Below are 13733 nucleotides of genomic sequence, written 5' to 3'. Positions count from 1 at the left end.
GCATGCCCTGGGTGCCGAACGATGTCGGGCCGACGATCCAGGACAAGATCGCCACCGAGCGCCGGTTCCGCGCCACGACGAACCATGATGCACGCGCCCAGTCCGAGCGGATCGCGCGCGCCTATCTTGCCAACGGCACGACGCGCATCCGCACCTTCGTCGACATCGACACCGATTCGGGGCTGAACCACCTGCACGCCGTGCTGGCGACGCGAGCGGCGCTCGCCGATCTGATCGAGATGCAGATCGTTGCATTTCCACAATCTTGGATGCTGGTGCGTCCAGGCACCGACGCGCTGCTCGACGCGGCGATGGCGGCAGGCGCGGACATCGTCGGCGGTCTCGACCCCTGTGCGATCGATCGCGATCCCATCCGCCATCTCGACGTGATCTTCGGCCTCGCCCAGAAGCACGGGCGGGGTGTGGACATACATCTGCACGAGCCGGGCGAGATGGGCGCCTTCTCGCTGGAACTGATCCTCGAGCGCGCGGCGGCGCTCGGCATGCGCAACGCCGTGGTGGTGAGCAACGCCTTCTGCCTCGGCATGATCGCCGAGCGCGAGTGCCACGCGCTGCTCGGGCGCATGGCGCAGTGGGGTGTCGCGATCGCCACCACCGCCCCGCCCTCGCGACCGGTGCCCGCGGTCGCCGCCTGCCGCGCCGCCGGCGTGGCGATCTTCGGCGGCTGCGCTGGCGTCCGCGACACCTGGGGCCCTTACGGCAGGCCCGACATGCTCGAACGCGCGATGCGGATCGGACTACGCAACAACTTCCGCCGCGACGAGGAGGTGGGCTGGGCGCTCGACTGCGTGACGACCGAGGCCGCCCGCGGCTGCGGCTTCGCCGAGTACAGCCTCGCGCCCGGCGCGCGCGGCGATGTGGTGCTGGTAGAGGCCGAAACGGTCGCCGATTCCGTGGTCGCACGCCCGCAAGGCCGGCTCGTGGTCAGCGCCGGGCGCGTGGTCGTCCGTGCCAACGGCGTCTGACCAGCAGCATGCGCGCATGTGGGTGTACCGGTCGCGTGCAAGACCCAGACCGTCGACCTGGCCGACGACGCGCCGGGCGCGGCGTACGTCGCGGTCAGCAACACCGTGATCGGCGTCCTGCTGCTCGGCGCCGGCGCCTTGCTCTCCGCCGCCCTCGCGCTCGGTCCGATGCCTGCGCTCGTGCTGCTCGCCGGCGGGTGCGCTGGGCGGGGCGGGGCTCTCCCTGACCCTGCCGCACGCGCAGGCGGAGGAGCCCGCTACCTGACGCGCGCGTGGCGGGCACGCGCACCGCGCTCGATCGCCGCCGCGGCGAGCCGGTCCACATCGAGGCGATGGCGGATCAGCTCCAGCACGCGCAGCTCCTCCTGCGTCGCTGCGGCGTCAGCCGCCGCGATCTCGACCGCGAAGGCATAGGCGGTCTCGCGCAGGCTCATCGGCAGGGCGGCGCGCATCAGCCCGAACGCCTTCTCCAGCCCGTCATCCTGATCGAGCACGGCGATGCACCGGTCCGTCACCTTGGGCACCATGCCGGCGTCGAAGCCGTGGAACGCAGGCGCCTGGGTGACGATCCGCCCCATCGCCTTGAGCTCGCTGTCGGTCATGTTCCGATCCGCCGCCGAGACCAGCACCATGGCGAACACCAGCGCCTCGTGCGGCGTGAGCGGCGATCCTGTGGGCATGGTCGGGTCCTCCGTGGCGCGGCCGAGCGACTTGGCGCGACCCGGACCGTCGCGTCAACCCGGCGTGAGGAACGCCCGGATCGCCGCGGCCACCTCAGCAAGCCCCCCGCGCCGCACGGCCACGGCCTCTGGCAGCCCGGCAAGCAGGCGCGAGGGTGCACGGCTGTCGAGCAGCACGAAGCAGCCGCGATCCTCGGCCGTGCGGACCAGCCGGCCGAAGGCCTGGCGCAGCCGCGCGCGCACGATCCGGTCGTCGATCCGGCCCGGCCGCGCGCCGCCGAACCGCGCCCGGCGCGCCCGGTGCAGGATGGTCGGGCGTGGCCAAGGCACGCGGTCGAACACGATCAGTCGCAAGCTGCGTCCGGGCACATCCACACCGTCGCGCATCGCGTCCGTGCCGAGCAGGCAGGCATCCACCTCGGCTCGGAACACGTCGACCAGCGTGGCGTTGTCCATCGCGTCCACGTGCTGCGCGAGCAACCGGACCCCCTCCGCCTCGAGGGGCCCCGCGATCCGGCGATGCACCTCCTTCAGCCGCGCGATCGCGGTGAACAGCCCAAGAGCCCCGCCCCCCGAGGCCTCGAACAGCACGCGGTACGCGGCCGCGACCTGCGACGCGTCGTCGCGCGCGACATCGGTGACGACAAAGGCGCGCGTCTGGCCGGCATAGTCGAAGGGCGAGGGCACGGCGACGCGGACCGCCGGTGCCAGCAGATGGATCGCGCCGGTCGTCTCCTCGGCGGCATGCCAGCGCGCCTCCTCCTCGCCAATCGAGTCCCGCAGCGTGGCCGAGGTGACCAGCATCCCGTGCGCGGGCTCGGCGACCACGCGCGCGAACGGGACGGTCGGATCGACCCAGTGCCGTCGCATCCCCACATCCACCTCGTGGCCGGCGCGTTGGACGACCTCGAGCCAGTCGATGAAGGTCTCGCCGGGGCCGCCGGCTTCGGTCGTGTCGGTCGCGACCGCGCGCGCCATGCCGCGCCAGGCGCCGAGCGGGTCGAGCGCGCGCCGCGCGAGGCTCCGGCACACGCTCTCGATCCGTTGCCGTGTCGCGCTCTCCAGAGTCTCGGCCTCGTCGTCAAGCCGCGTCGCGAGGCCGTCGCGCAGGTCCTTGAGCGGCGTCTCGATGCGCGCGAGCGCGGCGTCGAGCCGCGCCGCCGTTTCCGCCAGACCGGGAAGCATCGGCCGCACCTCGGTCTCGCGCGCGCCGGCGTCGCTGTCAGGCGACCGCGCAAGCACCTGCTGGCGGACCAAGCGAAGGAACGCCTCGGCCGCGTTCGGGGCACCCGGCTCCATGCCGCCGAGCTCGGGCCGCGCCGGCTCGGCGAGGCGGCCGAGCCAGCCCTGGTCAGGAAGCGCGCGCGCGGCCTCGACCGCGGCGGCGAGCGCCTTGGCGAGCGGCGGGCGATCCGACACCAGATCCTCGACGCGCCGACGCAGCCCCCGCGCGCGCGACCGTCCGCCCTCCGCCCCGCGCAGCCAGCGGCGCAGCTCGGCCGTCTCGGCACCCGACAGGGCGGCGGCGAACACCGAGTCCGCTGCATCGAACAGGTGGTGCCCCTCGTCGAACACATAGCGGCAGGGCAGGCCGTTCTCGTCCAGCCCGCCCCAGGCGGCCTGCACCATGACAAGCGCGTGGTTGGCGACGACGATGCGCGCCGTGCGCGCGCGGCGAATCGTGCGCTCGATGAAGCACGTCCGCCAATGCGGACACGCGCTGTGGATGCACTCTCCACGACGGTCGGCAAGCCCCAGCGTGCTCGCAGTGCCGACCAACTCGGGCAACCACCCCGGCAGATCGCCGCCCGCCATGTCGCCGTCGCGCGTCGCGACCGCCCAGCGTGCCATCAGCCCGAGCGCGACCGCCGCGATCCCGCCGCGCGTCGCACCGGACGCGGCCTCCTCGAAGTTCAGCAGGCAGAGGTAGTTCTCGCGCCCCTTGCGGATCACGACCAGGCGGCGCCGGTCGGCCTCGTCGGGAAAGAGCCGCGCGCTCTCGGCATCGACCTGGCGTTGGAGGTTGCGCGTGTAGGTGCTGATCCAGACGGGGGCGCCATTGCGCTCGGCCCAGAGACTCGCCGGCGCGAGATAGGCCGCGGTCTTGCCGGTGCCGGTGCCGGCCTCGGCCAGCACCACGCGCGGCACGCCGGCCTGCTCGCGCGGCGCGAAGGCCGCTGTCGCGGCGGACGCAAAGTCCGCCTGGCCAGGACGATCCTCGGCGGCGAGGCCGAGCATCCGGGCGAGCTGCGCGCGCGCCTCGCGCGGGTCCACCGGATGGTGCGTCGGCGGGGGCGGGCGCGCGGTCTCGTCCCACTCGGGCAGCGCGTCCCAGACGCGGAGCGCGCGCAAGGCCGGCGCGGCATCGGGGGCGCCGAGCGCGGCCATCACCGGCGCGGCCCAGGGCCAGCCGGCGGTGCCCATCAGCGCCGCAAGCCCGGCCGCGTCGCGGTTCAGCGGCGCAGCACGGTTGGCCGCCAGCGCGCGCAGCAGCGCGACCGCCGCGTCGCGCAGGGTGATCGCCTCGTCCTCCAGACGGCTCGGCGGTGCGAGCCCGAGCGCCTCGGCCAGTCCGCGCGGGCTCGGTACCACGGTCTCGGCAGGGCGGGCGAAGGCGAACAGCTCCAGCACATCGGCTGCCGGAAAGGGGCCGAGCCCGAGGCGGCGTGCGGTCGCAGGCAGATGGCAGACGATCGGCGGCGGGCTCTCCTTCAGCCGCGCACGCAGGCCGCGCCCATCCTCCACCGCGATCTCGCCGTCCGGAAACAACAGCGCGCCGCGGTGATGGCGCGTTGCCAGCACCGGCCCGTCGGGTAGCATGAGACGCGGGCGATGCTCGCTCATGCGCGCGCGGGCATGCTCGCATTGACCCGATTCGGGCCGCTACCTAGGGTGCGATGATGCAGGCCCATCCCTCGCCCTCGGCGGAACTCCGCCATGTGCGCGCTTGGCCGTTCCAGGAGGCGGCGCGCGTGGTCGACCGGCTGGCCGCGCGCGGCAAGACCGAGGCGCTGTTCGAGACGGGATACGGGCCCTCGGGCCTGCCGCATATCGGCACCTTCGGCGAGGTCGTGCGCACCACCATGGTGCGCCACGCCTTCAGCCGCCTCTCGCCGCTTCCTTCGCGGCTGATCGCCTTCTCGGACGACATGGACGGGCTGCGCAAGGTGCCCGAGAACGTGCCGAACCGCGAGATGCTGGCCCAGCATCTCGGTAAGCCGCTGACCTCGGTGCCCGACCCGTTCGGCACGCATGAGAGCTTCGGCCACCACAACAATGCACGGCTGCGCACCTTCCTCGACCAGTTCGGCTTCGAGTACGACTTCGCCTCTTCGACCGAGTACTACCGCTCGGGCCGGTTCGACGCGGCGCTGACGCGCGTGCTGGAAGCCTATGACGAGGTGACGGCAGTGATCCTGCCCACGCTGGGGGCCGAGCGCCGCGCAACCTACGCCCCCTTCCTGCCCGTGTGTCAGCGCACCGGGCGAGTGATGCAGGTGCCGATCCTCGAGCGCAAGCCCGACTCGGGCACGGTGGTCTGGCGCGACGAGGCGACGGGGCGGCTGGTCGAGACGAAGGTCACGCGCGGACACTGCAAGCTGCAATGGAAGGCCGACTGGGCGATGCGCTGGTTCGCGCTCGGCGTTGACTACGAGATGTCAGGCAAGGACCTGATCGATTCCGTACGACTCTCCTCGCGCATCTGCCGCATCCTCGGCGCCGAGCCGCCGGAAAGCTTCACCTACGAACTGTTCCTGGACCACAGGGGCGAGAAGATCTCGAAGTCCAAGGGCAACGGGCTGTCGGTCGAGGAGTGGCTGGAGTATGCGCCGCCCGAGAGCCTCTCCCAGTTCATGTTCAACAAGCCGCAGACCGCGAAGAAGCTCTACTTCGACGTGATCCCGCGCACCGTCGACGAGTATCTCGGCAACGTGGAGCGCGCGCGGAGCGAGACCGATGAGGCGCTGCCGAACAATCCCGCCTGGCACATCCATCTCGGGCGGATCCCCGACGACGCCGGCAGCCCGATCTCGTACACAATGCTGCTGAACCTCGCCTCGGTGGTGAACGCCGAGAAGCCAGAGATGCTCTGGGGCTTCATCCGCCGCTACGCCCCGGACGCGACTGCCGAGCGTTGGCCGCTGCTCGGCGTGCTGGTGGAGCGCGCGGTCGCCTACTACCGCAACTTCGTCCGGCCGACGAAACGCTTCCGCGACGCGACGGCGGAGGAGGCCGCAGCCCTCGCCGACCTCGCCGACGCGCTCGAGGCCGCGCCCGCGGATGCAGATGCCGCGGCACTCCAGGACATCGTGTTCGAGGCGGGCAAGCGGCACATGCCGAAGGAGCGGCTGCGTGAGTGGTTCGGCTGCCTCTACCAGGTGCTGCTCGGCCAGCAGGAGGGGCCGCGCTTCGGCGGTTTCGTGGCCCTCTACGGCATCGCCGAGACGGTCGCGCTGATCCGCACCACGCTCGCCCGCGCGCGCCCCGGCGCGGCCTGACCGGAAGGCGCTCGCCGCCGTGTCGCAGGGGCGGGCCGCATCACTGCTGCGCCACGCCCCCGCCGTGCTCGGGGTCGCGCTGCTGGTCGGTGCGCTCTATGTGGTGCAGCGCGAGCTCGTCACTCTGCGCCTCGACGACGTCCTGCGCGCGATGGGGGCGATCCCGCTGGCCTCGCTCGCGCTCGCCTTCGGTGTCACCGTGGTCGCGTACCTGGTGCTGACGCTCTACGACGCGCTCGGCACGCGCTTCGTCGGCCACCCGCTCTCCTATGGCCGCATCGCCTTCGCATCGTTCACCGCCTACGCGCTGTCGCACAACATCGGCTTCGCGATGGTCTCGGGGGCGGCGATCCGCTACCGCCTCTACGCGCTCTGGGGGCTCTCGCCATTGCAGATCGCCGGTGTGGTCGCGTTCTGCAGCCTGACCTTCGTGCTCGGCGGCCTGACCCTCGGCGGGATCGTTCTGCTCAGCGTGCCGACGGCCGTGCCCGGCTTCGGCGGCTGGGTGCCGAACCCGGTGATGCATGCGGTCGGCCTGGCCATGCTCGGGCTCGTCACGTTCTATGCGGTCGCCGGCAAGCTGCGCGGCCGGCCGCTCCGATTCGGCACGACCGAGGTGCCGCTGCCGGGCCCGCGGCTCGCCGTGATGCAGGTGGCGCTGGCGAGCTTCGATGTCGCGCTGACCGCGCTGATCTTCTACGTGCTGCTGCCGGACACGCCCGGCCTTACGTTCCTCGTGTTCCTCGCGGTCTATGTCACGGCCTACACGGCGGCGATGGCGAGCCATGTGCCGGGCGGGCTCGGCGTGTTCGACGGCACGATCCTGCTCGGCCTCACCGACATCGTGCCGGCCGCGACCGTGGTCGGCGCGCTGCTGATGTTCCGGCTCTTCTACTACATCCTGCCGCTGTTCATTGCGGGGGCGATGTTCGCGCTGAACGAGATCGTGCTGCGCCGCGTGGCGATGGCGCGCGCCTTCGACCAGGTGGCGCGCTGGGGCGATCCGTTCGTCGCACCCGTGCTGTCGGCGGCGGTGACGCTCGCCGGCGTGGTGATGCTGTTCCTCGGCACGGCGCCGCCGCTGCAGGCGCCCTTTGCCTGGGCCGGTGTGACGGCGCCGACGCCGATCGTCGAGGTGTCGCATTTCGGCGCATCGATCCTCGGCGCCGCCCTGCTGGTGCTCGCCTACGGGCTGTGGCGCCACGTCACCATGGCCTGGGCGGCGGTGCTGGTGACGCTGACGCTGGCGGCGGGACTGGCGGCGGCGAAGGGGCATGGCTGGCCGGTGCCGGCGATGATGCTCGCGACCGCGGTGTGTGTGCTGCCGTTCCGGCGCAACTTCTACCGCGACACGCGGCTCGTGGCGGAGCCGTTCACCGCGGGCTGGGTTTCGGCGATCGTGGCGCTTGCGGTCTGCACCGTGAGCCTCGCGCTGTTCACCCATCTCAGGCGCGACTGGACGGCGGAAACATGGTGGGAGTTCGTGCTCGCCGGCGATGCGCCGTGGAGCCTGCGCGGCACGATTGCGCTCGGGGTCGCGCTGCTGCTGGTGGCGCTGGTGCGGCTGATCAGGCCGGCGCGGATCACCGCTGCTGCGCCGTCAGGGGTGGCGGCGCAGCGCTACGCGGCACTCGCCCGCGCCCCCGTCCCGGCGCGCACGGACGGGCTGGTGTTCGGCGAGGATGGCGGTGCGGCCATCGCCTTCATGCGCCTGCCCGGCATCTGGCTCGCGATCGGCGATCCGGCGGGGGATCCGACGGATCGCGTCTCGGCGATCTGGCGCTTCCGCGACCTCTGCGAGCAGGAGAACGTCGATCCGGCATTCTGGCGCGTCGGCCCCGACCTGCTGCGGGTCTACAGCGACATCGGGCTGACGCCGTTTCCGCTGACCGAGGAGGGCGAGTTTGCCCCGGAGAGCGCCGGCGACACGCTGCCCGCGGCGCATTATCTCGCCTGCAAGGCCGAGCGCGACCTGATCAAGCTGCTGCCCCTGGTGCCGGCCCTGGAGAAGAAGGTGGCGCGCGTCGCCGAGACCGCCTGACGGCTACTGGCTCGCCCAGACGATCCGGGCCATCCACGCGACCTCGTTGACGTCGAGGCTGCGGCCGGGGAAGGCCGGGTTCAACGAGGCGAGTTCGACCCGGCGCGCCGAACGGCGGATCAGCTCCTTGGCCATCACCTCCCCATCGGTCGTGCGCACCACCACACGGTCGCCGCGGCGGGTCGGCGCGGCAGGGGACGCGATGACGATGTCGCCGTCGCGGTAGACCGGCTCCATCGAGTCGCCGCTGATCTCCAGCGCATAGGCGTGCGGGTCGTTGATGTTGGGGAGCTCGATCTCGTCCCACGACCCGCCGACGGGGTAGCCCGCATCGTCGAAATACGCGTCCGACCCGGCCTGGGCGAGGCCGATCAGCGGGATGCGGCGATTCGCGGGAGCGGTGGTCCGGCGGGGCATCGGCGCGGAGCCGGTGACGAGCGCAGTGAACGCCTCGAGCGGCGCGCCGACCGCGTCGAGCACCTTGGCGACGCTCTCCGTCGAGGGCCAGCGCGGCTTGCCGCCGGCCTCACGCTTGGACCTGTTGAACGTGGTCGGGTCGAGGCCGGCCTTGCGGGCGAGGCCGGAGGCCGACAGGCCGTGCTCGGCCGCAAGCGCGTCGATCGCGCGCCAGATGTCCTCGTGCCGCATGATAGGCACACTCTCCTACATGTTCGCGCTTCGATCACCAGGAATGAATTCCGATTAGGCTTGCGGTCTTGGGGCAACCGGGGGTAAATGTTCCTGTTTTGTTCACAACCCCCGCGCGACCGAGGACCGAATGCCCGCAGCTGCTGCCGATCGCCGCTACGCCCCCGTGCTGTCCGGCCCCACCCGCACCGAGCCCTTCGTCACCGCCGAGGAGGCGTGGTTCTGGACCATCGCCGCGCTGACCGCGCGCAGTGCCGGGGCGCGCATCGTCGCCGGTCTCGGCATGCGCGCGCGCCCCTGCGAGCCCGACGACGTGATCCGCTGCCTCGACCGGCTCTACCGCCAGCGGCGGATCGAGATCGCGCATCTGCGCGTGCTCCGTCGCTTCGGCGACCAGCAGGTTCCGCCCGATCCGCGCCACCCAGGCGACCGCTCCGCGGTGCGGCTGTGGCGCGAGGCGCTCGACCGGCTCGACTGGCCGCTCAGGATGAAGGGGATCGTCGCATGACCAGGATCGCCGATCGTCTGCCGGAGAGCATGGTCTGGGTCGCGTTCTCCGGCCGCGCCGACCTGCCCTGGCTGCGCCTGCTGCGGCCCGGGTTCCGGCACTGCTTCGCCGCGGTCGAGGACAACACGGGCTGGACCGTGATCGACCCGTTGTCGCGCCGCCTGGTGGTACAACGGCTCGCCGTGGACGTCGGGTTCGATCTGCCGACCTTCTGGCGTCGAGCCGGGTTCCGCGTGCTCGGGCCGTTCGTCCCGTTGGCCCCGAGCGCGGGCGTGCTGCCGCCGCTTGCGCCGTTCAACTGCGTCACCGCCTGTCTGCGGCTGCTCGGCCTGAACTGGCCGCTGGTGCTGACTCCCTTCGGCCTGTATCGCCGGCTCAGCCGCCATCACGCGACCGCAGAAATAGGAAAAAAGTCTTGACGCTTCGGCCCCGCCGCCGCTAGAACACTCAGGCCAAGGGGCGGAGTGCGCCCTCTGGTTCCATCCTCCCTCCCCGACTACGACGGCCGGTCCTCCGGGACCGGCCGTCGGCTTGTCGGCCCGCGCCCCGTCCCGAGGAGAGCCCCCATGGGTGGCCTGTTCCGCGCGCCCACACCCCCTGCCACCCCGCCCGCCCCGCAGCCTGCCGCGCAGGCCGCACCAGCGGCACCGAGCGAGGACGAACTGCGTGCGCGGCGAGTCGCAGCCCTTGAGGGGCGTCGGCGCGGCATGGCGGGCACTGTGGCCACGTCCTGGCGTGGCGTACTGGCCGATGCATTGCCGCCGACCGGCCGCAAGTCGCTGCTCGGCGAATGAGGCGAGGCGTGGACATCGACCCCGAGGCGATCCTCGCGCACTACGGGCGCGCACTCGCCCGCCGCCGCATCTGGGACGGGATCTGGAAGGACTGCTACGACCACGCGCTCCCCGGCCGCCCCGGCGATACTGGCATCCCGATCTACGACGGCACCGCGCCCGACGCGGCCGAGCAGCTCGCCGCCTCGCTGCTCGCCGAGCTGACCCCGCCCTGGATCCGCTGGTTCGGCTTCGCTCCGGGCCGCGCCGTGCCCACCACGCTCGCCGGCGACGCCTGGGCCTCGACCCTGGAGACGGCGGCCGAGACCCTGCACGCCGAGCTCGAGCGGTCGAACTTCACCGTCGAAATGCATCAGTGCTTCCTCGACCTGGTGATCGCCGGCACTGCCTGCCTCGCGATCGAGGAGGCGCCGCCCGGTGAGCCCTCGGTGCTGCGCTTCGCTGCCGTGCCGCTCGCCGAGGTGACGCTCGAGGAGGGGCCCGAGCGCAAGCTCGATACCGTGTTCCGCAGTCTGCGCATGACGCGCGACGAGATCCGCGCCCGCTTCCCCGGTGCCGTCCTGCCGCACGCGGTGGAGCGCGACGATCACGAGGGCGAGCCGCGTCGGCACGAGGTGATCGAGGCGGTGCTGCCGGATCAGCGCGGCTACCGCTACTCTGCGCTGTTGCGCGCCGGCGACGAGCCCGCAGCGCCGCTCGCGCAGGGCCGCTTCGCAAGCTCGCCCTTCATCGCCTTCCGCTGGATGAAGGCCCCCGGCGAGACCTATGGCCGCAGCCCCGTGATGAAGGCGCTGCCCGACATTCGCACCGCCAACAAGGTGGTGGAGCTGATCCTGAAGAACGCCTCGATCGCGGTCACCGGCATCTGGCAGGCCGACGACGACGGCGTGCTGAACCCGGCGAACATCCGGCTCGTACCGGGCGCGATCATTCCGAAGGCGGTCGGCTCCTCGGGGCTCACGCCGCTCGCCGCCCCCGGCCGGTTCGATGTCAGCCAACTGGTGCTGGACGATCTGCGCGCACGCATCCGCCACGCGCTGCTGACTGACCGGCTCGGCCCCGTCCACGGCGCGCGCATGACCGCGACCGAGGTGATGGAGCGTTCGGCCGAGATGGCGCGGCTGCTTGGCGCCACATTCGGGCGGCTGCAGACCGAACTGCTGACGCCGCTGATCGACCGGTGCTTGGCGATCCTGCGCCGCCGCGGGCTCGTGCCAGCCTTCGGGCTCGACGGCGGGATGGCGGGCCTCGTCTGGCGCAGCCCGCTCGCGCAGCTCCAGGCGCGCTCGGAGGCCTCCGGCACGCTGATGTGGCTCGAGGCGGTGCGCGCGCTCGGCCCGGCCGCGGCGCACACCGCCGACCCCGCCGCCGCCTCGCGCTGGCTCGCGAACCTGCTCGGCGTGCCACCCGATCTCGTGGTGAGCGCCGCCGAGGAGGCGCACGCACTGGAGATCGGTGTCGCCGCGCTTGCGGACGGCAAAGACGACGACGCCCTGCCCCACGGCCTCGACCCGGCCGCCTGACGAGGACACAGCGATGGCTGACAATCTGATCGACATCACGATCGAGGACGCGGACGGCAAGTCCGGCGCCGCGAAGCCCGCCATGCGCGGCAAGCGCCCGCCCGAGGTGCCGGAGAAGTTCTGGGACGAGGACGCGGGTCAGATCCGCGTCGATGCGCTGCTGAAGTCCTATCTCGAACTGGAAAGGCGCCTGTCGCGCATGGTGCCGCTGCCGGAGGACGAGGCCGACGACGAGGCGCGCAATCGGCTGCTGCGCGCGCTCGGCGTGCCCGAGAGCCCGGACGCCTACACCATTGAGCCGCACCATCCCCTGCTGACGCCCGATCCAGACGTCAACAGGCGCCTGCATCAGGCCGGCTTCACGCCGAAGCAGGTGCAGCTCGTCTACGACCTCGCCGGCGAACGGCTGCTGCCGTTGATCGCCGAGGCCGCGCAGATGTTCGAGGCCGAGCGCCAGATCGAGCGGCTGAAGGACCATTTCGGTGGCGAGGAGCGCTGGGCACGCGTGGCCAAGCAGCTCGCCGCCTGGGGGAAGTCGAAGCTGCCCGATGCCGTGTTCGACGCGCTCTCCTCCACCCATGAAGGCGTGCTCGCGCTGCATCGGATGATGGAGAAGAACGAACCGGGCCTGATGCGCGACGCCGAGCCGGGCCCGTCGCTCGGCGAGGACGAGCTCCGCGCGATGATGCGCGACCCGCGCTATTGGAGGAAGCGCGACCCGGACTTCGTAAGCCGCGTCTCCGACGGCTTCCGTCGGTTGTTCCCCGGCGAGCGCTGAGCCCGCCGATACACGATCGCTCTCGGCCGCCCGCGCTGCATCGCGCGCGGGTGCCGGGCCGGGGCTCGTGAGCGCGTCCCTTCCCGCGCTCGCCCCGGAACCGGGACGGATGCGCGTTCCCCCTTCCCCGCGCATCCGTCCCGCCTGTTTCGGCACACCGTCGATCAGACGGAGTGCCGGCCGGCCGTCGGTCAACCGCCCATGGTGCGGCCCGGCGGCCGCGCTTGCGCTGAGCGGCCCCGTCCGGGACAACCGCGCGCCACACCCTGAACCCGCTCCGCAACCGAAACCAAGGAATCCCGATCGTGGCCACCTCGATCGACCAGGCCTTCGTCAAGCAGTTCCAGACGGAGGTGCACGAGTCCTATCAGCGGCTCGGCTCCAAGCTGCGCCCGACCGTCCGGTCCAAGACCGGCGTGAAGGGCGCCTCCACCGTGTTCCAGCGCGTCGGCAAGGGTGTCGCCGGCACCAAGGCGCGCCATGGCGCGGTACCGGTGATGAACCTCGAACACGAGCCGGTCGAGTGCTTCCTCGCCGACTACTACGCCGGCGACTGGATCGACAAGCTCGACGAGCTGAAGATCAACCACGATGAGCGTGCGGTGATCGCCAATGCCGGTGCCTATGCGCTCGGGCGCAAGACCGACGAGTTGATCATCACCGCGCTCGACGCTGCGTCGCGCGAGGCGGTCGGCGCCGGCGCCGGCCAGACCGATGACGACGGGCTGACCAAACAGAAGATCCTGCTCGCCTTCGAGATCATGGGCGCGGTGGACGTGCCGGATGACGGCCAGCGCTTCGCGGTGATCGGCTGGAAGCAGTGGTCCGACCTGCTGCAGATCCCGGAGTTCGCCAATGCCGACTACATCGGCGACGACGAGCTGCCCTGGAAGGGCACGCAGGCGAAGCGTTGGCTGGGGACGCTGTGGATGCCGCATTCGGGGCTCACCCGGAACGGCACGCTGCGCTACTGCTACTGGTTCCACCGCACCGCGATCGGCCATGCGGTCGGCGCGGAGGTGCAGACCGACATCACCTGGCACGGCGAGCGTGCGGCTTGGTTCGTCAACAACATGATGAGCCAGGGCGCGGTGCTGATCGACGCCGACGGCGTCGTGCGCATGCGGTGCAGGGAGTAGTCGGGTTTCGTTGCCGTGCGCCAACGGCCTCCCCCGCCGGGAACCCACCGCACACGTGCGCAAGGGTGTCCCCCCACACCCCCGGCGCCCGGCGCCCCCCCACCACCGCCCCCCCCACCGGGGGGGGGGGGGGGGGG

The 13733-nt window shown here is 71.9% G+C and carries 12 protein-coding genes; 9 read left to right on the top strand and 3 right to left on the bottom strand.

Annotation, left to right across the window (positions count from 1 at the left end; all coding sequences use genetic code 11):
* Positions 1 to 986 (top strand): amidohydrolase (locus ACTIFU_RS14605; RefSeq protein WP_439579049.1); only part of this gene is annotated, 986 nt, incomplete at its 5' end.
* Positions 987 to 1243: 257 nt separating this feature from the next.
* Here ACTIFU_RS14605 and ACTIFU_RS14600 read toward each other — a convergent pair.
* Both ACTIFU_RS14600 and ACTIFU_RS14595 read right to left on the bottom strand, forming a co-directional pair.
* Positions 1244 to 1666 (bottom strand): tellurite resistance TerB family protein, encoded by a 423-nt coding sequence (locus ACTIFU_RS14600; RefSeq protein ID WP_439579048.1) that lies wholly within the window; start codon positions 1664 to 1666, stop codon positions 1244 to 1246.
* Between the two features lie 54 nt (positions 1667 to 1720).
* Positions 1721 to 4510 carry an ATP-dependent DNA helicase gene (locus ACTIFU_RS14595; protein ID WP_439579047.1) on the bottom strand — a complete coding sequence of 930 codons (2790 nt, stop codon included), beginning with the start codon at positions 4508 to 4510 and terminating at the stop codon, positions 1721 to 1723.
* Between the two features lie 53 nt (positions 4511 to 4563).
* Between ACTIFU_RS14595 and ACTIFU_RS14590 the strand changes: the two genes are divergently transcribed.
* Both ACTIFU_RS14590 and ACTIFU_RS14585 read left to right on the top strand, forming a co-directional pair.
* On the top strand, positions 4564 to 6165 hold the full coding sequence (locus ACTIFU_RS14590; protein WP_439579046.1) for a lysine--tRNA ligase: 1602 nt from the start codon (positions 4564 to 4566) through the stop codon (positions 6163 to 6165).
* A gap of 19 nt (positions 6166 to 6184) precedes the next feature.
* Positions 6185 to 8206 (top strand): phosphatidylglycerol lysyltransferase domain-containing protein, encoded by a 2022-nt coding sequence (locus ACTIFU_RS14585; RefSeq protein ID WP_439579045.1) that lies wholly within the window; start codon positions 6185 to 6187, stop codon positions 8204 to 8206.
* A 3-nt stretch (positions 8207 to 8209) separates the two neighbouring features.
* Here the strand turns inward: ACTIFU_RS14585 and ACTIFU_RS14580 are convergent, their stop codons facing one another.
* Positions 8210 to 8854, bottom strand: a complete 645-nt coding sequence (locus ACTIFU_RS14580) for a LexA family transcriptional regulator (RefSeq protein ID WP_439579044.1) — start codon at positions 8852 to 8854, stop codon at positions 8210 to 8212.
* A gap of 130 nt (positions 8855 to 8984) precedes the next feature.
* Here ACTIFU_RS14580 and ACTIFU_RS14575 point away from each other — a divergent pair, with 130 nt between their 5' ends.
* The 6 genes from ACTIFU_RS14575 (at position 8985) to ACTIFU_RS14550 (ending at position 13596) form a co-directional block, all read left to right on the top strand.
* Positions 8985 to 9362, top strand: a complete 378-nt coding sequence (locus ACTIFU_RS14575) for a hypothetical protein (RefSeq protein WP_439579043.1) — start codon at positions 8985 to 8987, stop codon at positions 9360 to 9362.
* The gene (locus ACTIFU_RS14570; protein ID WP_439579042.1) at positions 9359 to 9781 is read left to right on the top strand and encodes a hypothetical protein; all 423 of its coding nucleotides are present in this window, start codon (positions 9359 to 9361) and stop codon (positions 9779 to 9781) included. The genes ACTIFU_RS14575 and ACTIFU_RS14570 overlap by 4 nt, the downstream gene beginning before the upstream one ends.
* A 147-nt stretch (positions 9782 to 9928) precedes the next feature.
* Positions 9929 to 10156 carry a hypothetical protein gene (locus ACTIFU_RS14565; RefSeq protein ID WP_439579041.1) on the top strand — a complete coding sequence of 76 codons (228 nt, stop codon included), beginning with the start codon at positions 9929 to 9931 and terminating at the stop codon, positions 10154 to 10156.
* Between the two features lie 8 nt (positions 10157 to 10164).
* On the top strand, positions 10165 to 11679 hold the full coding sequence (locus tag ACTIFU_RS14560; RefSeq protein ID WP_439579040.1) for a portal protein: 1515 nt from the start codon (positions 10165 to 10167) through the stop codon (positions 11677 to 11679).
* Positions 11680 to 11692: 13 nt separating this feature from the next.
* The gene (locus ACTIFU_RS14555) at positions 11693 to 12457 is read left to right on the top strand and encodes a capsid assembly protein (protein WP_439579039.1); all 765 of its coding nucleotides are present in this window, start codon (positions 11693 to 11695) and stop codon (positions 12455 to 12457) included.
* A 305-nt stretch (positions 12458 to 12762) separates the two neighbouring features.
* Entirely contained in the window at positions 12763 to 13596 is an 834-nt protein-coding gene (locus ACTIFU_RS14550; protein ID WP_439579038.1) for a phage capsid protein, read from the top strand.
* Positions 13597 to 13733: the final 137 nt, after the last annotated feature.

Origin of the sequence: Elioraea sp. (genome assembly GCF_051860475.1) — a bacterium.
In the GTDB taxonomy this organism is placed as follows: Bacteria; Pseudomonadota; Alphaproteobacteria; order Acetobacterales; family Acetobacteraceae; genus Elioraea.
This window is presented reverse-complemented; position numbering and strand designations above follow the sequence as displayed.

What these genes read in the sequence shown, in the direction of transcription:
- ACTIFU_RS14600 (WP_439579048.1), bottom strand. Translation starts at nt 1,666, where the DNA reads ATGCCCACAGGATCGCCGCTCACGCCGCACGAGGCGCTGGTGTTCGCC.
- ACTIFU_RS14595 (WP_439579047.1), bottom strand. Translation starts at nt 4,510, where the DNA reads ATGAGCGAGCATCGCCCGCGTCTCATGCTACCCGACGGGCCGGTGCTG.
- ACTIFU_RS14590 (WP_439579046.1), top strand. Translation starts at nt 4,564, where the DNA reads ATGATGCAGGCCCATCCCTCGCCCTCGGCGGAACTCCGCCATGTGCGC.
- ACTIFU_RS14580 (WP_439579044.1), bottom strand. Translation starts at nt 8,854, where the DNA reads ATGCGGCACGAGGACATCTGGCGCGCGATCGACGCGCTTGCGGCCGAG.
- ACTIFU_RS14575 (WP_439579043.1), top strand. Translation starts at nt 8,985, where the DNA reads ATGCCCGCAGCTGCTGCCGATCGCCGCTACGCCCCCGTGCTGTCCGGC.
- ACTIFU_RS14570 (WP_439579042.1), top strand. Translation starts at nt 9,359, where the DNA reads ATGACCAGGATCGCCGATCGTCTGCCGGAGAGCATGGTCTGGGTCGCG.
- ACTIFU_RS14565 (WP_439579041.1), top strand. Translation starts at nt 9,929, where the DNA reads ATGGGTGGCCTGTTCCGCGCGCCCACACCCCCTGCCACCCCGCCCGCC.
- ACTIFU_RS14555 (WP_439579039.1), top strand. Translation starts at nt 11,693, where the DNA reads ATGGCTGACAATCTGATCGACATCACGATCGAGGACGCGGACGGCAAG.